This is a genomic window from Streptomyces sp. NPDC039430, assembly GCF_055639435.1.
The window spans coordinates 226,540-251,871 of the sequence record NZ_JBVKAK010000004.1 but is presented as its reverse complement, the minus strand read 5'-3'; the positions used below and the strand labels follow the sequence as shown (position 1 = coordinate 251,871).

Sequence of the window (25,332 nt, the reverse complement as noted above, 5' to 3'; positions counted from 1 at the left end):
GCGCCGGGGGCGCCGGGGGCGTCGGGGGCGCCGGGGAGGGGCCCGGGGTCAGCGGTTGTACGCGGGCATCGGGCCGCGCAGCCCGGCTCCGACCTCGTCACAGGCGGCGGTCACCCCGGCGGGCAGCGGACCGGCCTGCGCGGCGGCGATGTTGGCCCGCAGCTGCTCCGTGCGTGAGCCGCCGAGCAGCAGCGCGTCGGTGGAAGGCCGTTCGAGCAGCCAGCGCAGCGCCAGTTCGGTGAGCGGGATACCGGCCTCGCCCGCGATCCCGGCGAGTTGGCCGACCGCGGCGAACAGCCGCTCGTCCCAGTAGCGCTGCCGGTACATCGCGGCGAGCTTGGAGTCCCCGAACCGGCCCGAATCCGGAGTGTGCTCGAATATATGACGACCCGTCAGGAGGCCGCCGCCGAGCGGGTTGTAGACCATGGTGCGCAGTCCCGTGACCGCCGCGTACTCGACGTACTCCTCCTCCAGCCGGCGCGCGAGCAGGTTGTGCAGCTGCTGGGCGACCACAGGGCGCGGAGCCCCCGTCTCGCCCGCCGTACGGACGAGTTCGGCGATCTGCCAGGCCGCGTGGTTCGAGACCCCGAGCGCGAGGATCTTCCCCTCGGCGACGAACTCGGCGACGGCCGCCAGGGTTTCCGCGAGCGGTGTGGCGCGGTCGGGCTGGTGCAGATAGAAGAGATCGACACGGTCGGTGCCCAGCCGCCTGAGGCTGCCCTCCAGCGCGGCGCGCATTCCGGCGGCGGAGAGCGGGGCGTGCTCGCCCTGGTCGGGGTGGGGGATACCGGCCTTGGTGGCCAGTACGATCCGGTCGCGACGGCCCGGCAGCAGTCCGGCGAGGATACGTTCGCTCTCGCCGCCCGCGTACCCGTTGGCGGTGTCGACACCGGTGATGCCCGCGTCGAGCGCGGTGTCGAGCATGGCGGCGGCGCCCGCGCGGTCGACGGTGTCGCCGAAGGTCATGGTGCCCAGGACGAGCCGGGACAGCGGGACGGGGAGCTGCGGCAGGTGGATGCCGGTGGTCACGAGCGGGTGCCTTCCGATACGGGGGTGGCGGTGCGTGGCTCAGCCGCGATGCCGAGCAGGTGGCGGGGCTTCACGCCCCGGATCGCCGTGGGGTCGAGGGCGGCGCGGCGCAGCGCCCGGGTGTAGGGCTCGGCCGGTGAGGCGAGCACGGCGCCGGTCGGGCCGCTCTCGATGATCCGGCCCGCGTTCATCACCAGCACCTCGTCGCTGATCTCCCGGACCACCCCGAGGTTGTGCGCGATGAAGAGATAGGCGATTCCGGTCTCGGCCTGGAGTTCGCGCAGCAGGTCCAGCACCTGGGCCTGGACGGAGACGTCGAGCGCGGAGGTCGCCTCGTCGCACACCAGCAGTTCCGGCCGGGAGGCGAGCGCGCGGGCGATCCCGATGCGCTGGCGCTGGCCCCCGGAGAACTCCGACGGCCTGCGGTGCAGGGCGGTGGCGGGCAGCCCGACCCGGTCGATCAGCCCGGCCGCGCGCCGCGCGCGCTCCGCCCTGTCCCCGACGCCCGAGAGGCGCAGTGGCTCGGCCACGATCTGCTGGGCGGTCAGATGCGGGTCGAGCGACCCGTACGGATCCTGGAAGACCATCTGGACGCGCCGCCGCAGCGGGCGCAGCCGCCGCTCGGCCATCCCGGCGATGTCCGTACCGTCGAGCACGATCCGGCCCGAGGTGGGCCTCAGCAGCCGTACGAGGGCGCGGGCGAGGGTGGACTTGCCGCATCCCGACTCGCCGACGACCGCGAGCGAGCCACCGCGCTCCAGCTGGAAGCTCACCCGGTCGACCGCGCGGAACGGGCCCCGTGCGGTGGGGTATTCGACCACGAGGTCCTCGACGCTCAGAAACGGACCGGCGCCGGTGGTGTGCGTACGGGTCATGGGCGTGCCTCCCCTGTCGCGGTCCGCGCGAGGGTGTCCTCGTCCCAGGCGCCGAGCCGGGGTACGGCGGCGAGCAGGTCGCGGGTGTACGGCGCGGCCGGCCGGTCTACGATCTGCCCGGCGGATCCCGACTCCACGAATCTGCCCTCCCTCATGACATGGATACGGTCGGAGACGACCCGGGCCACCCCCAGATCGTGTGTGATCATCAGCATCCCGAGAGACTCCTGTTCCTGTAGTTCCATCAGCAGATCGAGCACGCTCGCCTGCACCGTGGCGTCCAGCGCCGAGGTGGGCTCGTCGGCGATCAGCAGCTCCGGTTCCCCGGCGAGCGCGACGGCGATCAGCATGCGTTGCAGCATGCCGCCGGAGAACTGGTGCGGATACGCCTTCCAGCGCGTCTCCGGCCTGGGGATACGCACCTGGGCCAGCAGGTCGGTCCCGCGTTCCCTGAGCGCGGCGCGGGACAGTCCGGGGTGCCGCAGCCGCAGCGCGTCGCCGAGCTGACGGCCGATCGTATGGACCGGGCTGAGGGCCGTCATCGGGTCCTGCGGGATCAGTGACACGGTGCGGCCGCGTACCGCGCGGGCCGCGCCGGGGTCGGCGAGGATATCCCGCCCGGCGATCCGTACGCTCCCCGACAGCACCGCGAGGCCCTCGGGCAGCAGCCGGAGCACGCCCATGGCGGTGGTGGACTTGCCGGATCCGGACTCGCCGATGAGTGTCACGGTCTCGCCCCTGCCGACGGTGAAACTCACTCCGTCCACGGCGCGGACCACGCCGTGCGCGGTGATGAGTTCGATCTGCAGGTCCTCGACGTCCAGCAAGGGAACATCCTTCGGCGGCGCGTCCCTGAGCGGCGCGTCCTTCGGCGGAACATCCGTCATGGCTCAGGCTCCCTTCTCGGCACGTGCGGCGCGCGTGCCACGCGGCACCCGCGCCCCGCGCGGCGCCTTCGTCGTACCCGTACGGTCGCGCAGCCCGTCGCCGAGCAGGTTGACGCCGACCACCAGCAGGGCGATGACGAGACCCGGCAGGGTGACCAGCCACCACGAGGTGGTGATGTAGTCCTGGCCGTCGGAGATGATCCGGCCCCAGGTCGCGAACGGCCGCTGCGGTCCCGCGCCGAGGAAGCTCAGGGCGCTCTCCAGCAGTACGGCCTGGGCGAGCAGCAGCAGGACCACCAGGCTCGCCGGGCGGATCACATTGGGGATGACATGCCGGCCGAGTACCGACCAGCCGCGCAGCCCCAGGACCCGGGCGGCGGCCACATACGGTTTCTCCCGTTCCACCAGCACGAGCGAGCGGGTGAGCCGCGCCACCTCGGGCCACTGCGCGACCGCGATCACGCAGGTGATGACGACGACGGAAGGACCGAACAGGGCGACCACGAGCAGCAGCATCATCAGCAGGGGCAGCGCGAGCTGGGCCTCCAGCAGCCGGGAGACGGCCGCGTCGACCCAGCCGCCGAAGAATCCGGCCGCGGAGCCCGCCGCGACACCGATCAGTCCCGAGACGAGTACGGCGAGGATGCCGACCGTCAGCGAGACCTGGCCGCCGTGCAGCACACGGGAGAGCAGATCGCGGCCGAGCTGGTCGGTGCCGAACAGATGCCCGTCACTGAGCGGGGGCAGCCGGCGCCGGGACAGATCCTGCGCGTCGGCGCCCGGCAGCGGCAGCAGACCCGCGAGGGCGACCGGCAGCACGACGAGCGCGGTGCAGACGGCTCCCGCCCACAGTTTGAACCGGGCGCCGCGCCGCTGCCGGGTGGCGGTGGCACGGGCGAGATCGCGGGCGGTGACGGCGCTCGGCCGGACGCCTGAGGAGGAGGCGGTCGCGCCGGCGGGCGGGATGCCCGGGGACGCGGCGGTACGCGGGGCGGTGGTCATGTCTCAGGCCGCCTTTCCGAGGCGCACCCGCGGATCGAGCAGCGGGTAGGCGAGGTCGACGAGGAGTTGGACGAGGATCGCGAGGGTCGCGGTGACCAGCACGGTGGCCTGGATCAGCGGATAGTCCCGGGTCTCCAGCGCACGGACGACGAGCGAGCCGACGCCGGGCCAGCCGAAGACGACCTCGACCACGACCACGCCGTTGAGCAGCGCCGCGAACCGCGTACCGATGGCCGTGAGCAGCGGCACCCCCGAGTTGGGGAGGGCGTAGCGCCAGGTGAGGGTGCGTTCGGAGAAGCCGCGTGAGCGGGCGACGGTGAGGTAGGGGGAGGCGAGCGCCGTGGTCATCTCGCGCCGTACCAGCCGTGAGATCAGGGCCAGTTGCAGGATGGCCACGGTGACCGTCGGCAGGACGAGACCGCTCCAGGAGGTGAATCCGGAGGCGGGCAGCACGGGTAGCAGCACGGCGAAGACGGTCAGCAGCATCACGCCGGTCCAGAAATCCGGCATGGACTGCCCGGTGATGGTCAGCACATTCGCGCCCAGCTCGCGCTTCGAGTCGGCGCGGCGCGCCATCCACACACCGAGCGGTACGGCCACCACGGCGGTGACGGTGATCGCGGAGACGGCGAGCGTGATGGTGTACGGCATCCGGTCGAGCACCACGTCGAGGGCCGGGGCGTGGAAGGAGTAGCTGGTGCCGAGGTCTCCGGTGAGCAGATCGCGCAGGAAGATGCCGTACTGCGTGAGCAGTGGCTGGTCCAGGCCGAACTGGGCGCGGATACGGGCGAGATCGGCGGTGGTCGCGGTGGGGCCGGCATAGGCGGCGGCCGGATCGCCGGGGGCGAGACGTACCAGCAGGAAGACGGTGGTCAGGGTGAGGAAGACGGTGAGCAGGCTCTGGCCGAGCCGTTTGGCGAGATACGTCGGCACGGCTCAGCCCTCCAGCCGTACGGCGGACAGGTCATAGGAGTTGATCGGGAGCAGCGACAGGCCACGGACGCGGGTTCTGCGGGCGAGCAGCGTCTTGGGCGCGAAGGCCCAGAGGCTGGGCCACGTCTCCCAGATGGCTTTCTGCACGGCGGCCAGCCGCTTGTTCCGCTCGGTGTCGTCCACCTCGGTGGAGGCGGCGGTGAGCTGCCGCTCCACGCGCGGGATCACGTACCCCATGAAGGCGTCGCGGGTACGTTCCTTCGCCGCCGTGCCCCCGTACATGCCCTGGAGTGTGGTGAGCGCCTGGCCGGTGGGGCTGCCGTAGCCGTTGCCGATGACATCCCAGTCGCCCGCGCGGCCCTGACGCCAGGTCAGGATGTCGCCGCCCGGCTCGAACTGCTGGAGCGAGGCGCGTACGCCGACGGCCTTGAGCATGTCCAGGACGGCTTCCATGACCGAGGTGTCGGCGGCGAACTCCCCGGACTCCCAGATGATTCTGATCCGCAGATCCGTCGCGCCCAGCGACCTCAGCAGCGCGCGTGCCCTGCCGGGGTCGTATGTGTACGAGCCGGTGCGCACCGCGCCTTCGAGGGCGAGCGGCACCACACCGCCGGCCTCTTCCGCCGAACCGTTGAGCACGTCGTCGACCAGGGCGTCGCCGTCGATGGCGTACGTCAGCGCGCGCCGCACCCGGGGGTCGGCGAGCGGGGTGCCCGCGGGCTTGCGGAAGTTGTAGAACAACTGGCACATCCGGACGCCGGAGGTCTCCTCGACCTGGACGCCGGGCAGCCCGGTGAGCTGTTCGGCCGAGTCCGGGGTGAGGGTGTCGACGACGTCGAGTTCGCCGCTGCGCAGCGCGACGACCCGGCTGGACTCCTCCGGTACGAACCGGACCCGTACGGTCTCGATCCGCGGCCTGGCGCCCCAGTACCTCGGATTGCGGCCGAGGGTGTACTCGCCGGCTCCCGCGTTGGCCTTGAGGACGCGGTACGGCCCGGAGCCGAGTCCGGTCCGCAGCTCCTCGGGCCGGTTGGCGGCGGCGGGGGTGATGTGGATGTTGGCCATCAGCCGGTCCAGCACCGGCACGGGCTCGCGGGTGTGCAGCAGGAAGGTGCGGGGGCCGGTCTTCTCGACGGTGGGCAGCTCGGGGAAGAGACCGAGCAGGAAGGAACCGTTGACCTTCCCGTACATCCCGAGGGCCGTGGCGACGTCCTCGACGGTGACGGGGCTGCCGTCGGAGTAGCACACGCCGTCGCGCAGCCGCACGGTCCAGGCGGTGGGTCCGGCCATCTCGAACCGGTCGGCGAGGACCAGCCGCGGCTTCATCCCGGGACCGATACGGGTGAGCGCCTGCCGTACCGCGCGCTGCACGGTGACGGCGGCGTCGAACTGGTTGAGCTTGTTGTCCAGGCTCACCAGGGAGCGGTTCAGACCGAGGGTGAGGGTGCCGGGGCCGGGGGCCCCGGTGGGGCCCGCGCAGGCGGCCATCGGGCCGAGCGCCACGCCCGCGCCACCGGCGGCGCCCCAGCGCAGCAGGGTGCGACGGCCGAAGCCCTCACGTGCGGGCTTCGGCGAGGGCTCACGCGAGGGAGCGTCGGGAGGAGCGCTCTGAGGAGTAGGGGTCATCGTCGACCTTCTCGGGTGCTGGGAAGCGACCGGCTCAAGCTGTCGCCGTCGGATCCGGCGGACGCAGGGGCGTGATTCCCGGGGTCCGGTCTGTCCGGCGGCAACAGGTGTCGCGCCGCAAAAGGTGGCACGATTGCGCGTTCCGCGCAAGAGGTCTCGCGCACTTCGCGCAGCATGTGTCATCATCAGGCACCGAGGCAGCCCGCCCGGGCCGCCCGGAGGAGGTATCCGTGGTCATCAAGCCCAGCGCCGGGCGTGAACCGTGCCGCGTACTCGCTCTCGCGGACGATCTGTCCGGTGCGGCCGAGACGGCGGTGGCGCTGCGCCTCCCCGGCCGGATCGTGCTCGGCCCGGCGCCCGCGGCTCCACCCGCCGAGGGCGAGGCGCTGGTCCTCGATCTCGACACCCGCCAGCTTCCCGCCGACGAGGCCGCCCGTATCGTCGGCGAGGCCGTGCGCGGCGCCGCCGCCGGCACCGTACTCATCAAGAAGACGGACTCGCTGCTGCGCGGCAACCTCGCCGCCGAGGCCGCCGCGTACGCGCGGGGCGCCGCCGGACTCGTGATCGCGCCCGCCCTGCCGGTGGCCGGGCGCACCGTCCGCGACGGCGTCGTCCATCTGCGCGGCACCCCGCTGCACGCCACCGACGCCTGGCGCGCCGAGTCGCTGCCCGTACCGCACTCGGTGGCCGCCGCCCTCGGCGGTCTGCGGACGGCCGGCGTACCGCTCGGCGCCGTACGCTCCCCCCGAGCGGAACTCACGGTCCTGCTCCGCGACCTCATGGCGGCGGGGCTGCGCCCCGTCTGCGACGCCGAGACGGACGCGGACCTGGACGCGGTGATCGCGGCCGCGCTCCCGCTGGGACCGGACGTACGGCTCATGGGCACCGGCGGACTCGCCGCCGCCCTCGGCCGGGTGCTGAGCCCCGCCGGCGCCGACGTACCGTCACCGCGCGGGCCCCTTCCCCCGGATCGGCCGCTGCTCGTCGTGGTGGGCACCGCGGAACCCGGCGCGGTTGCGCAGATCGCGCAACTCACCGACGTCGGGGCCCGGCACACCGCACTCCCGGCCGCTCGGCTCGCCGAGGCCGGCCCGCCGCTCTCCTTCCCCGTCGACCCGCACGGCGTCACGGTCGTCAGTGTCGACAACTCCCGTGGCATCCTCGCCGGTTCGGCCCGCCGTGTGGTGGCGGGTCTGGCCCGTGCCGTCGCCGCCGTGCCCCACCCCGCCGATCTCGTCCTCACCGGGGGCGAGACCGCGCGGCGTGTCCTGGACGCGCTCGGTGTCACCCGGCTCCATCCGGCGGGAGAGATCCACCACGGAGCCGTGCACTCCCGCACCGACGACGGCCGCTCCGTCGTCACCCGCCCCGGAAGCTACGGCGACACCGGGTCCCTGCTGCGGATCGCCCGCGCCCTGCGGCCGGTTCACCCCGCCGTACCGGGCGGTCAGCCTGTCGTACGGGATGACCAGCCCGCCGTAACGGCCGCGGGGTCCGTCGCGCCCGTCCCCCCACCGTACGCGTCATCCGCACCCCAAGGAGAAGACCTGTGAACGCAGCCCCGACGACCGCCCCCGTGGAGGCCCCCGTGCAGCCGGAGACGCCCGCCGCGCCGATCCCGATCATCGCGGTCACCATGGGCGACGGCGCCGGCATCGGCCCCGAGGTGATCGTCCCCGCGCTGCTCCACGCCGACACCGCGCGCCGCTGCCGCCCCGTCGTCGTCGGCGACGCGGAACGCCTGCGCCAGGCGGCCCGGATCCTCGGCGTCTCCTGCGAGATCGTCTCCGTCGAGATCCCGGCCGACGCCGTGTTCGGGGCGGGCCGTATCAACGTCATCGACCTCGGACTGCTCCCCGCGGACCTGCCGTGGGGACAGCTGTCCGCGGTCGCGGGCGACGCCGCGTACCAGTACGTACGAGTCGCCGCCGAACTCGCCGTGCGCGGCGACGTACAGGGCATCTGCACCGCCCCGCTCAACAAGGAGGCCCTGCACGCGGGCGGCCACCTCTACCCCGGACACACCGAACTCCTCGCCCATCTCACCGGGGTCGAGGAGGTGTCGATGATGCTGTCCACCCCCAAGGTGAAGGTCATTCATGTGACCACCCACATCGGGCTGATCGACGCCGTACACCGGATCGAACCCGGACTCGTCGAGCGGACCGTGCGCCGCGGCCACGAGGCGATGGTGCGGGCCGGCGTCGCGAAGCCCGTCATCGGGGTGTGCGGCATCAACCCGCACGCGGGCGAGAACGGTCTGTTCGGCTACGGCGAGGAGGAGGAGAAGATCGTCCCGGCCATCGAGGTGCTGCGCGCCGACGGCATCGACGCCGTCGGACCGCTCCCCGCCGACACCGCCTTCTTCCTCGCCGCACGCGGCGACTACGACCTGATCGTCGCCATGTACCACGACCAGGGCCACGGCCCCGTCAAGGTCATGGGCATCGAAGCCGGCGTCAACCTCACCGTGGGACTGCCGGTGATCCGTACCTCCGTCGACCACGGCACCGCCTTCGACATCGCGGGTACGGGCCGGGCCGAGGCCGGTAGCATGGTCGAGGCCCTGCGCCAGGCCGCCGAGATGTCCACCACTCCGGCCCGTTGACCACCCGATCGTCCGCACCGGAGGACAGAAGACTGATGTCTGCGATCGGATCGAAGGCCCGGCGCGACCGCATCGTCCATCTCGCCACGACCACCGGACTGGCCAGTGTGGAGGAGCTGTCCCAGCTGTTCGGGGTCACGGCCTCCACCATCCGGCGCGATCTCGCGAAGCTGACCTCGGACGGGCAGCTCGCCCGTACCTACGGCGGCGCCATGGCGCTGGCCGCCCACCCCGAGGCGTCGCTGCGCCAGCGTACGGGCGAGGCGTTCGAGGCCAAGCAGGCCATCGCGCGCTGGGCGGCGGCGGAAGTACGGCCGGGGGAGTCGCTGCTGCTCGACGCGGGATCGACCGTCGGGGCGCTCGCCCACGAACTGCGCACGGCGAAGGACGTCACCGTGGCCACCACGGGACTGACGGCCCTTCAGGAGCTGGCGGACGTCGAGTCCGTCCATGTCGAATGCCTCGGCGGGACGCTGCGCCCGCTCAGCCAGGGGTTCGTGGGACCGCTCACCGAAGCGGCTCTGGAACGCCTCACGTTCGACCGGCTCTTCCTGGGCACGGACGGTGTCTCGGCGGAGTACGGCATCTGCGAGGCCGACCTGCGCCAGACGCGCCTCAAGGAGCTGATGGCCCGGCGCGCGGAGCGGGTGTACGTCCTGGCCCACGCGGCGAAGCTGGGCCGGCGGCCGTTCCACACCTGGACCCCGCTCCGGCCCGACTGGACGCTGGTGACCGACGACGGGGCGGACCCCCGCGTCGTCGAGGGGCTCCGCGCGCGCGGAGTCACGGTCGTCCTGACGGAAGCGGAGCACACGGACACGGACATGGGCACGGGCACGGACAGGGACACGGGCACGGGCACGGACAGGGCGGGCTGACCCGCTCGGGCACGGCGCCCTGGAGGTCCCGCGGAGCGCGCTCCGCGGGACCTCCCCCTTTGTGTGTGCCTCTTTGTGCGTGTTCGCGACGGCGGGCCGTATTCACACTCAATAAGTGCTTCTTTCCGGTTGGTTCGCCGTCCGGGAATACCCCGCGCGCCGGAGGGTCGACTTTCCATGGGTGAGTTACTAGGATGCCCAACAAGTTCTGGGCGTCGGCATTGTTTTGGAAACCACTGAACTGCACCGCCGAGCCTATTCATCTGTTGGTAAAGCAACGTTAATTTCCTTTGGAACGGCGGTACGTATCACTCCGCTGAGCTGGCCCTCATCGATGGTGACGGGGCAACTCGGCAGCGTGGCTACGGGGGAGTGGGGAATCAGTGGGGCCTGGCAGAGGTCTGTACCAACGAAAAATGCGCACCCTTTCCGTCCACGGATGCCCTGATGTCGTGCGGTGCCCAGGATTCGGCACTTTCATGCGTCACGGACGCTACTGATTCGGGGGCGGGGTCGCGTGCGTTTTCAGCTTTTGGGTCCTTTGAGTATTGCCGAGGGCCATGACGTTGTTGTTCTTAAACCGTCCAAACCGTCCAGTCTGCTGGCGGCTCTCCTCATTCACCCGGGATCCGTCGTGTCCACCGGGTATCTGCTGCGCGCCCTGTGGGACGAGGACCAGCCGGCCACGGCCAGGGCCGCGCTCCAGAGCTGTGTCCTCAGGCTGCGCCGGATCTTCGTCAAGTACGGAGTCACCCGCAATGTCATCGAGGCGGTGCCCGGTGGCTACCGGATGAACGCCGACGCCGACACGCTCGACCTGGTCCGGTTCCGCGCGCTGGTACGGGCGGCGGACGACGCCGACGACGCCGAGGGGGAGCTGTACCGGCTCAAGGAGGCGCTCACGCTCTGGCAGGGGCCCCTGCTGGCGAACGTGCCCTCCCCGATGCTGCACCGCGACGAGGTGCCGGGGCTGACCGAGGAGCGGCTGCGTACGCTCGAACGGGCCTGCGACATCGAGCTCGCGCTGGGCCGATGTCGTCAGGTACTGGTCGACCTCTGGGAGGCCGCGCGCCGGCACCCCGGCCGCGAACGGTTCTCCGAACAGCTCATCGAGGCCCTCTACCGCACCGGCCGGCAGTCGGAGGCGCTCTCCGAGTACCGCAGTGTGAAAGGCCGGCTGAAGGAAGAACTGGGCGTCGATCCCGGCCCGTCGCTCCAGCGGCTCGAACTGTCGATCCTCCGCGGAGACGATCTCGGCCCGCTCGCACTCGATCCGGCGCTCGACCGGACGGTGCCCCCGCCCGGCGGCCGTACGGCGGTGGCTCTCGCGCCGCGCGCCGAACCCCTGGCGATCGCCGCCCCCGCTCAGGTCCCCGTCCCGGCTCCCGCTCCCGTACCGCCCGTACCGCCCGTACCGCTCATGCCCGCCGTACGCCCGGTGCCGCCGGTGCCGTCCTTCACCGGCCGTACCACCGAGCGGGCGGCCATCACCGCCCGCCTCACCGGGGGATCCACGGACACCACCGTCGTGGTCCTCTCCGGAGCCCCGGGCATCGGCAAGACGGCGCTGGCCCGGCAGGCCGCCCATGACAGCCAGGACAGCTTCCCCGGCGGCGTGTTCATCCTGGCCATGACGCGTGAGGACGGCTCCTCCGTCACCCCGGCCGAGGCGCTGGCGCACCTGCCGCCGCCCGGCACCGCCGACGGCGCCACACTGCTCGTCCTCGACGACGTGACCAGCCCCGATCAGGTCCGGCCACTGCTCCCGGCCGGCCCGGGCAGCGCCGCGCTCATCACCAGCAGACGCGGTCTCGCCGGACTGATGGCCACGCACGGCGGCAGCGTGCACCGGCTGTCCACCCTGGATCCGGCGGAATCCCGGCAACTGCTGGCCGCCGTGCTCGGTCCGGAACGCGTGGCGGCGGAACCGGCAGCCGCGGCCGAACTCGCCCGCATCTGCGGCCACTTCCCGCTCAGCCTGCGGATCGCCGCCGCCCGGCTGCTCACCCGCCCCGGGCTGCGCGTCGAGGACTGCGTGGCCTGGCTGGCGGAGGACCTGCCCGCCCGGCTCTCCCTCGCCGACGACCCCCGGCTGTCCGTACCGCAGGTCTTCGGCGGCGCGCTGCGCCGCCTGGAGCCGCGCTGGAGGGAGGCCTTCCACCGGCTCGGCGACCATGAGGGGCTGCTGCTCTCCTCCCACGCACTCGGTGACTCACCCGAGGCGGAAGAGGCGTTGGAGCGGCTCGCCGACGCGGGTCTGCTCGAAGAAGGGCCTCCCGGCCCGTACCGCATCCATCGACTGCTGAAAATCTACGCGCGTCAGCAGGCGCGCGAGAAGCACAACAGCCAGGCGGCGACAGCACGCCACTGACGGGCGATGCCCGAACTCCACCACGATCAGGCCACCTTGACCAAGCATCCAGGGGTGTCATTCTCATGGGCTCAGCGATCTACGCGACCGTTGCCTCGACCCGCCCGCGCATCCGCCGCGACGTGCTCTTCACCGAAACACCGGAGGGGGTGCTCTTCCACAACGCCGACGGCGGTTTCCAGCTGACGGCCAAGTCCGCCTACCGGTTCGCCACACTGATCGTGCCGCATCTCACCGGCGAGCACTCGGTCGCCGCGATCTGCCAGGGCCTCGGCGACCAGCAGCGCTCCATGGTCGGCGAGCTGGTGAAGAGCCTGTACGAACGGGACTTCGCCCGGCCGGTCCCGGCGACCGTGAACGAGGCGTACGGCACACAGCCCGACGTGGCACGGCGCTTCGCCCCGCAGATCGCCTACGTCGACCACTACTCCGATGACGCGGAGCGCCGCTTCGACCGCTTCCGTACGGCACGGGTGGCCGTGCTCGGCGACGAGCTCGTGGCCCGCTGGTGTGTCCTCAGCCTGATCCGCAACGGCTGCGCGACCATCGGCGTGCAGCCGGGACTCGGAGCCGAGAGCGTCACGGCCATCGAGTCCGAGGCGCGGGAGGCGGCGTCCGACGGCTGCCCCGTGGACCTGCGGCGGATCGCGGCGGACGACCCCGGGCAGCCCCTGAGCTGGACGGACCTCGCCTCGTACGACCTCGTGGTGGTCACCGGGGGACCCGCGGCCCCGCGGCGGCTGTTCCCGCTGCTCCGGGCCGGCGTGCCCGAGGGCCGTACACTCCTGCCGGCCTGGTCCTACGGCCGGTTCGCCGTGGTCGGACCGCTGATGACGCCCGACACGGCCGGCTGCTGGTCCTGCGCGGCGCTGCGCGTCGGTTCCCACGACGGGGCAGCGGCGGCGGCCGACATCTGGAGCGGGCTGGCGCTGCCCGGTTCCGTACCGTCCGGTGACCTCCCGAGTCGCCCCCTGGCCGCGATGATCGGCAATCTGCTCGGCTACGAGATCTTCCGTATCACCACCGGCGCGCTGCCGGCGGAGACCGCGGGCCAACTGGTCATCCAGGACATGAAGTCCCTCGATGTCACGGCCGAACCCCTGCTGCCGCACCCGCGCTGCCCGTTCTGCGCCGGCACGGCGGAGGCCGGCGCCCCGGCAGGCTCCGTGGATCTGCCCCTGGACGTCCCCCTGGACGTCGCGTCGGACCTCCCGTCGGCTCTCCCGGTGGATCTCACGGCGGCCGGGAGCGGCACTCCTGCGATGCCGACGGCCGACACGGCCCGGGAGGCCGACGCACTGGTGGAGGAGCTGAACCGCCGCTCGGTCCTGGTCCGGCCGCACGTCGGAGTCTTCGGCCGGTTCGCGGACGAGCCGCTCACCCAGATCCCGCTCAAGGCGACCCTCGTCGAGTTCGGCACAGGCCACGGCGCCTCGCGTCGTATCGCCGCCTTCGACGTGCACCATGTCGCGGGGGCACGGCTGCGGGCGCTGAACGCGGCGGCCGGGGTGTACGCGGAGCATGTCGTGCCCACCGCAGGCATCCTGACGGCGCATCAGGTCGAGTCACTCGGCACGAGCGTGCGTGCGCTGGAGCCCACCGCGCTGACGCTCTTCGGCGGCACGGGCACGGGTACAGGTACGGGTACAGGTACGGGTACAGGTACGGGGACAGGTACGGGTACGGGCGCGGCCCCCGGTGGTGAGCGGGTGACGGCCTGGACCCCGGCCGTCTCGCTGCTCACCAAGGAGCACATCCTCGTCCCGGCCGCGGCCGTACGCACCTTCGGCCCCCACAACGCCGACCGGCTGTTCGAGCCGACGCGCGCCGGGACGGGAGCGGGCGCCACGGCGGCGGACGCCGCGGCCGACGGCCTGCTCTCCGCCCTCGCCCATGACGCGCTGTGCCGCACCCTGCGGGGCGCTACGGCGAGCAGGGTGCCGCTGAAGCCGCTCGCGGAGGGGGAGGGGGCCGATGCCGAACTCACCTTCCTCATCCGGTCCGCGGCCGTCCTCGGCATCGAGCTGGACCTGCTCGACCTGGGCGAGAGCGGCCGCTCCGGGGCGCATGTGCTGCTCGCGCGGGGAGCCGGACACTGGGCCGTCGGCAGCGACCTCGACGCGCGGCGCGCCGCTGTCGCCGCGCTGCGCGATCTGCTGGGGCAGGTGCAGCTGGGCCGGGAGGAGACGGCCGCGCCGTTCGACCTCGGCGACCCGCTGCTCCGCGACCTCGCCGCGACGACCCTCCACGCCACCGACACCGAGGGGACCGGGGCCGTCGCGTCCCGGGCGGTGACCGGCTGGTCCGAGGTGCTCGACCGGCTCCGGGCGGCGGGACGCGACGCCCTGATGGTGGACACCGGTTCCGCGGACCTGGCCACCGCGGGCATCAGGACCGCCCGCGTGCTCCTCACCGCGGAGGCATCCCGTGGCGCCTAGCACACTCGATGTCCGCCCGGCGGAGGACCTGTTGCGTCAGGCCCTGGGACGGCTCGGCGGGCCCGGGGTGAGCGTCGGCGCGCTCGGTACGCACGACGCGTTCGCGCCCGGACACGACACCGCCGGCCGGCGGTCGGCGGACCGCGGGCCGACCGGGCGGGACGCCGCCGGGCAGCACACCGACGCGTCGGTCCCGGTCCGGCTGTACGGCGCGCACGCCGTCATCGGGCCCGTGCCAGGGGCCGACGGCGCGCCGGCGCCGGCCTGCTCCCACTGCCTCGCCCGCCGCTGGCAGGCCGTACGGTCCGTGGCGCTGCGCGACGCCCTCGAACTGGGCGGGGAGACCCGGGCGGCCGGGGAGTGGCCCTACGCCACACCGTTCGCGACGGACGCCGTGGCCGCGCTCGTCACCGCCCTGCGCGAACAGCCGCCGGCCCCTGCGGGCCCTTTCCCCGAGATCCGGCTGGTGGATCTGCGGACCCTCACCGTCCGGCACTACCCGCTCGTGCCCGACCCCGAATGCCCGCGCTGCGCCACGCCCCGTACCGATACCGCCGAGGACGCCCGGATCACCCTCCGTCCCGCCCGCAAGCACCGGCCGGGCTCCTTCCGGCTGCGGCCCATCGAGGCGTACGGCATCGACGTCGCCGCGTTCGCCAACCCGGTGTGCGGCGCGCTCGGGCCGTCCGTGGTCCATGACGTCTCCTCCACCTCCACCTCCGCGACCATCGGCTGCTTCTCGATGCGCTCCGGCGAGTATCTGCGCGAGACGTTCTGGGGCGGCCACGCCGACTCCTTCGGGCACAGCAACCGGATCGGTGTGCTCGAAGGCATGGAGCGCTACGCCGGGATGCGGGCGCGCTCCCGGATCACCAGCGTCACCGGAACGCTCGACCGGTTCGGCGCCGAGGCCGTCGACCCCCGCGAAGTGGGCCTGTACGCACCGGACTTCTACCGGGCCAACCCACGGGTACGCCCGTTCGCGCCCGACCGGGAGATCCCCTGGGTATGGGGCTACTCCCTGCGTGACGAGCAGCCGCGGCTGGTCCCCGAGGTGCTGACGTACTATCACGCACCGGGCCTGGAGAACCGGTTCGTGCAGGAGAGCTCCAACGGCTGTGCCTCCGGCGGCTGTCTGGAGGAGGCGGTCTACTTCGGACTGATGGAGGTCATCGAGCGCGACGCCTTCCTCCTCGCCTGGTACGGACAGCAGCCGCTGCCCGAGATCGACCCGGCCACCAGCACCCGCGCCTCCACCCGGCACATGGTCGACCGGCTGGCGATGTACGGCTACCGGGCACGGTTCTTCGACACCCGGATCACTTTCCCGGTCCCGGTGGTCACCGCCGTGGCCGAGCGTTTCGACGGCGGACCCGGCCGGATGTGCTTCGGCGCGGGCGCCGGGCTCGACCCCGAGTCCGCGCTCGACTCGGCACTCTGCGAGATCGCGACCGACGCCGTGAACCTGCGGGACCGCACCGAGCGCGACGAGTCCCGGCTGCGCGCCATGGCGGCGGACTTCGGCCGGGTGACGGCGCTGCACGACCATCCCCTGGTGTACGGCGTGCCGGAGATGGGCGAGCACGCCGGATTCCTGCTGGACCCGGACAGTCCGCACCGGCACGGAGTCGCCCCCGAACCACCCTGCGCCGTAAGCGAGTTGCGCTGGCCGGACCCCTCCGGCGCCATGGCCGCCGAGGATCTGCGCGAGGATCTGCGGCGTTGTGTCGACGCGGTGACCGGAGCCGGCTTCGACGTGGTGGTGGTCGACCAGACCATGCCCGAGCAGCGCACGCTCGGGCTGTACACCGTCAGCGTGCTCGTCCCGGGACTGCTGCCGATCGACTTCGGCTGGTCCCGGCAGCGCGCCCGCACCATGCCCCGGCTGCGCACCGCCCTGCGTACGGCGGGACTGCGCGACCACGATCTGGGACCGGACGACATCAACCCGGCCCCGCACCCCTTCCCGTGATCCACCGTCCAGTGCCTGAGCCCGGCCGGCAGCGAACTGTCCAGCACCGAACCGACGAGCACCGAATCGACGAGCACCGAACCGACCGGCACCGAACCGTTCAGCACAGCACCGTCCAGCAGAGAGGAGGGTCCCGTGGGCTACGCCCATGACTATGCGGCCGCGATCATGCAGCGCGGCCGGATCCCGATGGAGCCCGCCGATTTCGTCCCCGACTGGGCGGATCGGCCGAGGAAGGCGAAGTTCTACCCCGGCGTCGAGTCCTTCCCGCTGCCGGACACGGACTTCCCCGAGTGGGCGACCGTGGCGGCCGGCTGCCGGCCCGCCGAACCGGGCCACGCACAGCGGCCGTTCACCCTGGGCTCGCTCTCCGGGATGCTGCGCGACTCCTACGGTCTGACCGGACGCCGGCTCGGTGTCCAGACCAATACCGACCTCGCCGCGCTGCCGCACTACACCCAGGCCAACTGGTCCCGGGGCACGGCCTCCGGCGGCGGTCTCTACCCGGTCAGCGTCTACTGGGTCTCCGGCCCCAGCGGGCCGCGGACCCCGGGCGTGCACTACTACTCGGCCCCGCACCACTCCATGCAGCGGCTGCTCGCGGGCGATGTGACCGGTGAGGTACGGGCGGCGCTCGGCGAGGGTGCGGCGGGCACGGACCGCGACCAGTTCCTGGTCCTGGGCATCAAGTACTGGCAGAACGCGTTCAAGTACAACAGCTTCTCCTTCCACGCGGTGAGCATGGATCTCGGGGCGATCGTCGGGACCTGGCGTATCTGGGCCCGCGCGCAGGGGCTGAGTGTCGAACCCGCGCTGTGGTTCGACGAGGAGAGGCTGAGCCACGTGCTGGGTGTGCCCCATGAGGAAGAAGGCGTCTTCGCGGTCGTCCCGCTGGCCTGGGAGGGCGCCGAGCCCAGCGCCGGGCTCTCCACCGCCGCTCTCGCCGACGTCCCCGCCGTCCGGCACACCGACGTCGAACGCTCCCGTACGGTCCTGCGCTTCGAGACCCTCCAGCGCATCCACGCGGCGACGGCGGAAGCCGCGACCGACCGCCCGGAGCCGGGCGCGCTCGCCCCGGCGGCCGCGATCCCGCCCAGCGGGACGGCCACGCCCGTCGCGCTGCCGGAGCCCGAGTCGCCGACGGTGAGTGTGCGCGACGCCCTGCGGGAGCGGCGCAGCAGCTTCGGCCGCTTCGACGCGTCCCGCCCGGTCACCACCGCGCAACTGGCGGCCACCCTCGACGCCTGCGTCACGGCTTCGCTCGGCGGCGACACCGAACAGCCCGCCGAGCCGGGTGGCTCCGCCGCTCCGGGCCTGGTCACGCTGTACGCGTTCATCAACCACGTCGAGGGAGTGGCGCCCGGCGCGTACGCCTACGATCCCGCCGGACACGCCCTGCGCCCGGTGGTGACGGGCCCGCCGGGACCGTTCCTCCAGCGCAACTACTTCCTCTCCAACTACAACCTGGAACAGGCCGGCGTGGTGATCGTCCCCACCATCCGCACCGCCGCCGTCCTGGACGCGGTGGGGGACCGGGGCTACCGGCTGGTGAACGGCACCATCGGGGCCGTCGCGCAGACCTTCTACACCGTGGCCTCCGCCCTCGGGCTCGGTGCGGGCGTCGCCCTGGGCTTCGACAACATCTCGTACATCGAGGAGCTGGGTCTCGAACGCACCGGCGAGAAGCCCCTGTTGATCATGCTGCTCGGCAATGAGCGGACACGGCCGGCCGACTTCCGCTACGAGATCGGCTGACCGGCATGGGGGAACGACTGATGACACCGGACACGCACACCGCACCGGACACGCACACCGCACCCGATACGCACACCGCACCCGATACGCACACGACGGATGCCGGCTGGGAACCGGGCCGCCGCTTCATGCTGCGCGTCGCGGGGCTGCCCGTCGAGTCCGTCGAGGCGCTGCGCTGCGACGACAGCCGCCGGTGGGCGGACGATGTCCTGGCGGCCGAGGACCGGCTCGGGGCCCGTGCGGCCGGGTTGAGCGATCTGCTGCACGAGGTGGTGAGCACCACCGATGTCGCGCCGGACGGTACGGGCGCGGCCCAGCGCCGTGAACTGCTGGGTCTGCGCCGCCAGATCTTCAACAACCGGCTGCCCGCGGATCCCGAGGCGGCCGTCCGGCTGGTCGCGGGACTCGCTCCCCGCGCGGCGGAGGCGACGGCCGAGTGGCTGCGGGACCGGCGCCATCTGGAGAAGCTGCGCGCCGAGGGCGCGCCACTGCTCGCCGCCGATCTCGACAGGACCCGGGCCGCGCTGCGCGGGCTCCTCGCCGAGGACCGGCTCCGCTGCGGTCTCCTGCTGGCCTCCCCGACCCTGGAGGGACAGCTCGACGCCTATATCGGCAAGGCCGGGGCGGGAGCCGCGGCAGGTGTGTCCCCCGACAAGCGGATGCGGAAGATCGAGCGGTCGGTGCTGTCGTATCTGTACCGGACGGCCTGCAAGACCAGCCCGTTCAGCACCTTCACCGGTGTCGCCACCGGCGTGTTCCACGACGCCGCGGACGCCACCATCCGGGTCGACGACGCGTGGTCGAGCCATGTGCGGCTCAATGTCGTCGTGCTGGGCCGGTTCGCCGAACTGATCCTCGCCGATCCCGCCCGGCGGGCCGATCTGCCCGTACGGCCGGCCTCCGGCTGGGAGCGGGACGACGACCGGATCCGGTACGTACGCCAGTGGGTCAGCGCCGGCGACGACTCGGCCGCGGTGACCTTCGACGCGGTGAAGGACCGGCTGTTCTATCTTCGCCGCAGTGGCACGCTGGACCGGCTGCTCGGTGTGTTCGAGGGACGGGACGAGCTGCGCTACGGCGAACTGGTGGAGTGGCTCCGTACCGAGCACGACGCCGAGCCCGCGCAGTGCGAGACATATGTGGCCGCGCTGCTCCAGCTCGGACTGGTGCGGGTGCCGTGCCTGGACACCGACGTCCACAGCCCCGATCCACTGCGCTCCTTCCAGAGCGCGCTGCGCACCCTCGGGCGCCCCTGGGCCGACCGGCTGGCCGACGCCTTCGACGGGCCCGTCCGCGCCATCGGCCGTTTTCCCTCCGCCGGCCGCGCCGAACGGGCGGAACTGCTGCGTGAACTGCGCGCCGGACTGCGGGCGGGCCAGGACCAGTTGGGCGCGACGGAGGCGACCCTGCCACAGACTCTCCTCTACGAGGACGTCAGCGCCGGCCGTGAGGCGGCCTGCGGGCTCGGCGCCTGGACCGGGACGGCCGGCGGGGCACTGCGCTCCGTCGAACGGATACTCCCCGCCTTCGACCTGACGCTCCCTCAGCGGGTCACCTTCAAGGGCTTCTTCGTGGCGCGCTACGGCCGTGGCGGCCGGTGCGACGATCTTCTGGGTCTCGTCCACGACTTCCACGAGGACTTCTTCGACCAGTACCTGTCGTTCGCGGGCAAACGGCGGCCGTTCGACGACCGTGGTGCGTACGTGCCGGAGGAGAACTGGCTCGGACTCCCGGGTATCCGCGCGATCGACGCGGCGCGGCGTACGTTCATCGACCGGATGCGGCGGCTCCGGGAGGAGCACGCGGACGCGGACGAGATCCGGCTCGACGAACGGGACCTCGGGCTTGTCGCGGACGAACTCGCCCCGGTCGCCGCCGACTTCGCACCGCAGTGTCACCATCTCCAGCTCACCGAGAGGGACGGCGCGCCGCTCGTCGTGCTCAACCGCTCGTATGGCGGACTCTCGTTCCCCTTCAGTCGTTTCACCCACGTCTACGACACGGACGCCACACGCGCCACGCAGGACGCGGCCGGCGCCGACGTCATGCCCGGCCCGGTGCAGCGGGCCGAGGAGCGGTCCGGGGCCTTCTCGCGCGGGCTGCGCGACACCGCCGCCGCCATCACTCCCGAGGGAGCGGTGCTGGCCGAGATCACCGGAGGAGCGGTCACCAGCAATCTCAATCTGCACAGCCCGCTCACCGACTACGAGATCGTCTGTCCCGGGGAGTCCAGTACCGTCCCCGAGGACCGGCGCGTCCACCTCGACGATCTTCATGTCGAGCACGACGCGGAGACGGACCGGCTGGTGCTGCGCTCCACCCGGCTCGGCCGCGAGGTCGTCCCCGTCTATCTCGGCTATCTGGTGCCGCTCGCCCTGCCCGAGATCCCCCGTACGCTCCTGCTGATGTCCCCGACCTCGATGGCGCCCCTGGACGTCTGGGGCGGCGTCCCGGAGGGCGAGGCGCGCGGCGGTGTGACCACGCGGCCCCGGGTGCTGCACGGCGAGGTCGTCCTGAGCCGCCGCAGCTGGACCACGACGGCCGGCGCGCTGCCGGTCCGCCGGCCCGGCACGGGCGACGAGGAGTGGTTCCTCGGCTGGCAGCGCTGGCGGCGCGAACACGCCCTGCCCGACCAGGTGTTCGCCACCGTGTCCAGCGGCCCCAGGGGCGGTGCGGGAGCCAAGCCGCAGTACGTGGACTTCGACAGCGTCCTCTCCCTCACCGCCCTCGAAGCACTGCCGGCGCACCCGGACGACCGGGTCGTCCTGCGGGAGATGCTCCCCGGACGCGACGGGCTGCATGTCCGCTCCGCGCGCGGCAGCCATGTGGCCGAGCTGGCCGTGGAGACCTTCACCTCGACCCGACGCAGAGAGGGCGCACCGACATGCCAGAGCTGACCCCCGCGCCGAGCCCCACACCGGCCCCCACACCCGCACCCGCCGGCGTCCTCGCCTCCGGCCCCGCCACCGGCGCGGCCGGCTGGCAGGCCATCCACATCTTCTACGCGGCCAACCCGCAGCCCCTGCTGGTGAACTGTGTCCGCCCGCTGGTGGCCGGCCTGAGCGCCGACGGCCTGCTGGCCGGCCACTTCTTCATCAACTACTGGCTGGAGGGGCCGCACGTCCGCCTCCGCCTCAAGCCCGTCGACGCCACGGCCACCCCCGAGGTGCGGCGCCGCGCCGAGGAGGCCATCAGCGGCTTCCTCCACGCCCGCCCCGCCCTCTACGAGGTGGACTCCGGGTTCCTCAACGAGTTCTACAACACCCTCTTCGAGATCGAGTTCCCGGAGGGCGACCGCGGCGCGTTCATGAACGAGGACGGCCGGATGAACCTGCGGCCCAACAACTCCTTCTCCTACGAACCGTACGAACCCGAGTACGGCAAGTACGGCGGCCCGGCCGGGATCGAGCTGGCCGAGTGGCACTTCGCGTACTCCAGCGATCTCGTCATGGACGCCTTCCGCACCATGAACCTGCATCTGCGTACCGTGCTGCTCGGTACGTCCGCCCAGCTGATGATGGTCATGGCCGGCTGCTTCCTGCCCGACCGGGACGAACTGGGGGCCTACCTGGACCGCTACTACGAGTTCTGGCACAAGGCCTTCCCCGGCACCGGTTTCATCGGGTCGAAGGAGTACGACAAGAACTACGCCGCGATGGCTCCCGGCCTCGGCCGCCGCTTCGAAGGGATCCGGCGGGCCGTCCGCACCGGTGAACTCGGCGCGCTGCCCGCCTTCCTGCGCGGCTGGGCCGAACACTGCCTCGCACTGCGCGCCCGCGCCGAGGAACTGACCGTGGGCGGCGAGCTGGTGTTCCGCTCCTGGGACGGTACGCGCGACGAGCGCGTCACCGATCCCGCCGTGGCGCTGCCGCTGTTGCTCTCCCCGTACATGCACATGACGAACAACCGGCTGCATGTGACGATCCGCGACGAGGCGTATCTCTCCCATGTACTCGGCCGGGTCCTGCGCGAGGACACCGTCACCCCGTCCGCCCCGGCGGCGATCCCATGACCGCCACCCCGGGGGAACTGCTCGCGCAGCGCCCGGCGCTGCGCCCCGGCACGTTGCTGAGCCCCGCCCTGCTGCACGGACCCGCCACCGTGCACCTGATCAAGGAGCCGGAGGGCGGCGCGGCCTTCGAGGTCGGGGCGAAGGAGTACTTCCTGATCTCCCGGCTCGACGGCAGCCGCAGCCTGGCGGAGATCGGCGAGGAGTACGCCGACACCTTCGGCAGACGCCTCGCCGCCGCGCACTGGCAGCGACTGCTGCAACTGCTGGGCGCCAGAAGACTGCTGGCCGGCGCACCGCCCCGGCCGGCACCGTCCACCCCGCCCGCCACCCCGCCCGGCACCCCGTTCAGCGGCACCCTGCTGCGGGGCACCCTGCGGCTGGTCGCCGACGCCGACGCCACCACCGCACGCCTGCACCGGCTGCTGCGCCCCGCCCTGCGGGCCGCGGTCCTGCTGCCGCTGGCCGGGCTCATGGTGGCGATGGAGGTCCTGCTCGCGACGCACCTGCCCGAACTGGCCGCCGACACCTGGTGGCTGTGCCGCCGGCCGGTCGCGCTGATCGCGGTCTTCACCCTGCTCTGGCTGAGCACGGCGCTGCACGAACTGGCCCATGGGGTGAGCGCCCGGCACTACGGGGGTACCGTCAGCGAGATCGGGCTGCGCTGGCGGCTGCCCATGGCCGTGATGTACTGCACCGTCGACAACTACCGCTATCTGCGCACCCGTTGGCATCAGCTCGCGGTGGCGGGCGCGGGCGCCTTCGCCAATCTGCTCTTCCTGCTGCCGTTCCTGGCCTGGTGGGCCGCGCTCCCCGAGGGGGACCCCACCCGCAGGGTGCTGTCCGGACTGCTGCTGCTCGGCAGTCTCCAGGCACTCGTCAACCTGCTTCCCCTGCCTCCGCTCGACGGCTACACGATGCTCGGCCACACCCTGCGCGTCTCCGGTCTCGCGCCGGAGTCCGGCCGCTTTCTGCGGCTGTGCCTCAGCGACCGGCCGGCCGCCGCGGCGTACCCGCGCCGTGCCCGCGTCGTCTATCTCTCCTACGGGGTGGGGTCGGCCCTGCTCGTCCTTTCCCTGGTGGCGGCTCTGGCAACAGGCCTCTCCTTCCTACTAGTTCACTGACCCACAACCCCCGAGGGGCGCAGAAGCACATGAGCGAGGCCAGGACCGAGGAGTCCGTGCCGCACGAGACGGCCACCGGAGCGGCGATCGTCGTCGAGGAGGTACGCAAACGATACGGGGACCGGCAGGCCGTCGACGGGGTGTCACTCCAGGTCGGCCGCGGGGAGTTCTTCGGACTCCTCGGCCCCAACGGCGCGGGGAAGACCACCCTCGTCGAAATCATGGAGGGCCTGCGGCAGGCGGACTCCGGGACCGTCTCGGTCCTCGGCCAGTCCCCCTGGCCGAGGAATGTGGCGCTGCTGCCCCGGCTGGGCGTCCAGACCCAGTCGTCCGCCTTCTTCGTACGTCAGACCGCGCGCGAGCACCTGCGTACGGTCGCCGCGCTGTACGGGGCGAGCCGCGCCGACGCGGACGGCACGCTCGGCACCGTCGGGCTGTCAGAGCAGCGCGATGTCATGGTCGAGAACCTCTCCGGCGGCCAGCGCCAGCGCCTGGCCATCGCCTCGGCCCTGGTCCACGGCCCCGAGCTGATCTTCCTGGACGAGCCGACCGCCGCCCTGGACCCGCAGGCCCGCCGCGATCTGTGGAAGGTGCTGCGCGCGCTGAAGAGCGAGGGCCGCACCATCGTCTACACCACCCACCATCTGGACGAGGCCGAGGCGCTCTGCGACCGGGTCGCCATTCTCGTGGCCGGTTCGGTCGTGGCGCTGGACTCCCCGCACCATCTGGTCACCGCCGCCGGCGCGCCGACCCGTCTGCTGATCCCGGCGGAACGGATGAGCCAGGAGGACGCGGCGGCCATCCCGGGGGTCGACCGGGTCACCGAGCAGGGCGGCTCCCTCGTACTGGAGACGGCCGAGTCGGGGAAGGTCCTCCAGGCGGTCGACGCGCTCGGCGGTCTGGACGGCGTCCAGACCCGCACCGCCACGCTGGAGGACGTCTACCTCGAACTGACCGGCGCCCCCGATCCCACCGCCACCACGGACACCACGGACACCACGGACACCAACGACACGGAGCAGCGGGGATGAGCGCGTACGCAGCACTGACGGGGGCCGGTTACCGGGCGCAGGTCCGGGACAAGGCCACCCTCTTCTTCACCTTCGCCTTCCCGCTGCTCTTCCTGGTCGTCTTCGGGCTGATCTTCCGGGGCCAGGAGGTGGAGGAGACCGGCCGTCCCTACATCTCCTACATCGCGCCGGGCGTCATGTCCTGGGGTGTCGCCAACGCCGCCGTCTTCGGCGTCGCCTTCACCCTGATGCAGTGGCGCCGCGACGATCTGCTGCGGCTGATCCGGATGACGCCCACCCGGCTGTCGTCGGTCCTCGGCTCCCGCTACGTGCTCGCCCTCGGCGTGGGGATCTTCCAGGCGGTGGTGTTCATCGCGGTGGCGATGCTGCCGCTGTTCGGACTGGAGCTGAACGCCCGCTGGCCGCTGGCGCTGCCCGTGCTGGTGCTCGGCATCACGGCGTTCCTCACCATCGGCGTGGTCATCGGCTCGTACGCCGGCACGCCCGAGGCGGTCGCGGCCATCGCCAACTGCCTGATGGTGCCGATGGCCTTCCTCTCCGGCTCGTTCCTGCCGCTGGACATGATGCCGTCCTGGCTCCAGTCCGTCTCGCGGGTGCTGCCGCTGCGCTATCTCAACGACGCGGTGTCCGCGGCCCTTTCGGGCCGGGGCGACCTCGGGGACATCGCCCTCGGATGCGGCGGCCTGGCCGTCTTCACCGTCATCTTCGGGGCGCTGGCCCTGAAGACGTTCCGCTGGAGCAACTCCACGTGACGACGACAACGACAACGCCCTCGACGGACGCCCACGGCGGCA

Annotated in this window: 18 protein-coding genes; 12 read left to right on the top strand and 6 right to left on the bottom strand. The window is 72.3% G+C overall.

The features are described from left to right. Positions 1 to 48: 48 nt before the first annotated feature. From ACZ7LS_RS12910 to ACZ7LS_RS12885, 6 genes are read right to left on the bottom strand one after another with little or no spacing between them, the layout of a single operon-like run. Positions 49 to 1,029 (bottom strand): aldo/keto reductase, encoded by a 981-nt coding sequence (locus ACZ7LS_RS12910; protein WP_385129685.1) that lies wholly within the window; start codon positions 1,027 to 1,029, stop codon positions 49 to 51. Continuing rightward, positions 1,026 to 1,904 carry an ATP-binding cassette domain-containing protein gene (locus ACZ7LS_RS12905; protein WP_385129683.1) on the bottom strand — a complete coding sequence of 293 codons (879 nt, stop codon included), beginning with the start codon at positions 1,902 to 1,904 and terminating at the stop codon, positions 1,026 to 1,028. Before ACZ7LS_RS12905 ends, ACZ7LS_RS12910 begins: the two co-directional genes overlap by 4 nt. After that, positions 1,901 to 2,791 (bottom strand): ABC transporter ATP-binding protein, encoded by an 891-nt coding sequence (locus ACZ7LS_RS12900; RefSeq protein WP_382968318.1) that lies wholly within the window; start codon positions 2,789 to 2,791, stop codon positions 1,901 to 1,903. The genes ACZ7LS_RS12905 and ACZ7LS_RS12900 overlap by 4 nt, the downstream gene beginning before the upstream one ends. A 3-nt stretch (positions 2,792 to 2,794) precedes the next feature. After that, a complete protein-coding gene (locus ACZ7LS_RS12895) occupies positions 2,795 to 3,793 on the bottom strand; it encodes an ABC transporter permease (protein WP_382665495.1) in 999 nt (332 codons plus the stop codon). Between the two features lie 3 nt (positions 3,794 to 3,796). After that, positions 3,797 to 4,726, bottom strand: coding sequence for an ABC transporter permease (locus tag ACZ7LS_RS12890; protein WP_385129681.1), 930 nt, complete (start codon positions 4,724 to 4,726; stop codon positions 3,797 to 3,799). 3 nt (positions 4,727 to 4,729) lie between these two features. Further along, complete coding sequence (locus ACZ7LS_RS12885; RefSeq protein ID WP_385129679.1) at positions 4,730 to 6,352, bottom strand: ABC transporter substrate-binding protein; 1,623 nt, start codon at positions 6,350 to 6,352, stop codon at positions 4,730 to 4,732. Between the two features lie 230 nt (positions 6,353 to 6,582). Here ACZ7LS_RS12885 and ACZ7LS_RS12880 point away from each other — a divergent pair, with 230 nt between their 5' ends. The 12 genes from ACZ7LS_RS12880 to ACZ7LS_RS12825 all read left to right on the top strand — a co-directional run bounded on the left by ACZ7LS_RS12880 (position 6,583) and on the right by ACZ7LS_RS12825 (position 25,290). After that, complete coding sequence (locus tag ACZ7LS_RS12880; RefSeq protein ID WP_385129677.1) at positions 6,583 to 7,905, top strand: four-carbon acid sugar kinase family protein; 1,323 nt, start codon at positions 6,583 to 6,585, stop codon at positions 7,903 to 7,905. After that, positions 7,902 to 8,960, top strand: a complete 1,059-nt coding sequence (pdxA, locus tag ACZ7LS_RS12875) for a 4-hydroxythreonine-4-phosphate dehydrogenase PdxA (protein ID WP_385129675.1) — start codon at positions 7,902 to 7,904, stop codon at positions 8,958 to 8,960. Before ACZ7LS_RS12880 ends, pdxA begins: the two co-directional genes overlap by 4 nt. Before the next feature lie 35 nt (positions 8,961 to 8,995). Continuing rightward, positions 8,996 to 9,838 carry a DeoR/GlpR family DNA-binding transcription regulator gene (locus ACZ7LS_RS12870; protein ID WP_385129673.1) on the top strand — a complete coding sequence of 281 codons (843 nt, stop codon included), beginning with the start codon at positions 8,996 to 8,998 and terminating at the stop codon, positions 9,836 to 9,838. A 517-nt stretch (positions 9,839 to 10,355) separates the two neighbouring features. After that, the gene (locus tag ACZ7LS_RS12865) at positions 10,356 to 12,209 is read left to right on the top strand and encodes a BTAD domain-containing putative transcriptional regulator (RefSeq protein ID WP_385129671.1); all 1,854 of its coding nucleotides are present in this window, start codon (positions 10,356 to 10,358) and stop codon (positions 12,207 to 12,209) included. Positions 12,210 to 12,274: 65 nt separating this feature from the next. Next, on the top strand, positions 12,275 to 14,647 hold the full coding sequence (locus ACZ7LS_RS12860; RefSeq protein WP_385129669.1) for a TOMM precursor leader peptide-binding protein: 2,373 nt from the start codon (positions 12,275 to 12,277) through the stop codon (positions 14,645 to 14,647). Between the two features lie 31 nt (positions 14,648 to 14,678). Next, positions 14,679 to 16,619 (top strand): TOMM precursor leader peptide-binding protein, encoded by a 1,941-nt coding sequence (locus ACZ7LS_RS12855; protein ID WP_385129856.1) that lies wholly within the window; start codon positions 14,679 to 14,681, stop codon positions 16,617 to 16,619. A 135-nt stretch (positions 16,620 to 16,754) separates the two neighbouring features. Next, positions 16,755 to 18,374: a SagB/ThcOx family dehydrogenase gene (locus ACZ7LS_RS12850; RefSeq protein WP_382968308.1), complete on the top strand. Its 1,620-nt coding sequence runs from the start codon at positions 16,755 to 16,757 to the stop codon at positions 18,372 to 18,374. 5 nt (positions 18,375 to 18,379) lie between these two features. After that, positions 18,380 to 21,271, top strand: a complete 2,892-nt coding sequence (locus tag ACZ7LS_RS12845) for a lantibiotic dehydratase (RefSeq protein ID WP_385129667.1) — start codon at positions 18,380 to 18,382, stop codon at positions 21,269 to 21,271. After that, positions 21,259 to 22,386 carry a lantibiotic dehydratase C-terminal domain-containing protein gene (locus tag ACZ7LS_RS12840; protein ID WP_385129665.1) on the top strand — a complete coding sequence of 376 codons (1,128 nt, stop codon included), beginning with the start codon at positions 21,259 to 21,261 and terminating at the stop codon, positions 22,384 to 22,386. Before ACZ7LS_RS12845 ends, ACZ7LS_RS12840 begins: the two co-directional genes overlap by 13 nt. Continuing rightward, the gene (locus tag ACZ7LS_RS12835) at positions 22,383 to 23,507 is read left to right on the top strand and encodes a peptidase M50 (protein ID WP_385129663.1); all 1,125 of its coding nucleotides are present in this window, start codon (positions 22,383 to 22,385) and stop codon (positions 23,505 to 23,507) included. The genes ACZ7LS_RS12840 and ACZ7LS_RS12835 overlap by 4 nt, the downstream gene beginning before the upstream one ends. A gap of 29 nt (positions 23,508 to 23,536) precedes the next feature. After that, on the top strand, positions 23,537 to 24,538 hold the full coding sequence (locus ACZ7LS_RS12830) for an ABC transporter ATP-binding protein (RefSeq protein ID WP_385129661.1): 1,002 nt from the start codon (positions 23,537 to 23,539) through the stop codon (positions 24,536 to 24,538). Further along, positions 24,535 to 25,290 (top strand): ABC transporter permease, encoded by a 756-nt coding sequence (locus tag ACZ7LS_RS12825; RefSeq protein WP_382519103.1) that lies wholly within the window; start codon positions 24,535 to 24,537, stop codon positions 25,288 to 25,290. Before ACZ7LS_RS12830 ends, ACZ7LS_RS12825 begins: the two co-directional genes overlap by 4 nt. Positions 25,291 to 25,332: the final 42 nt, after the last annotated feature.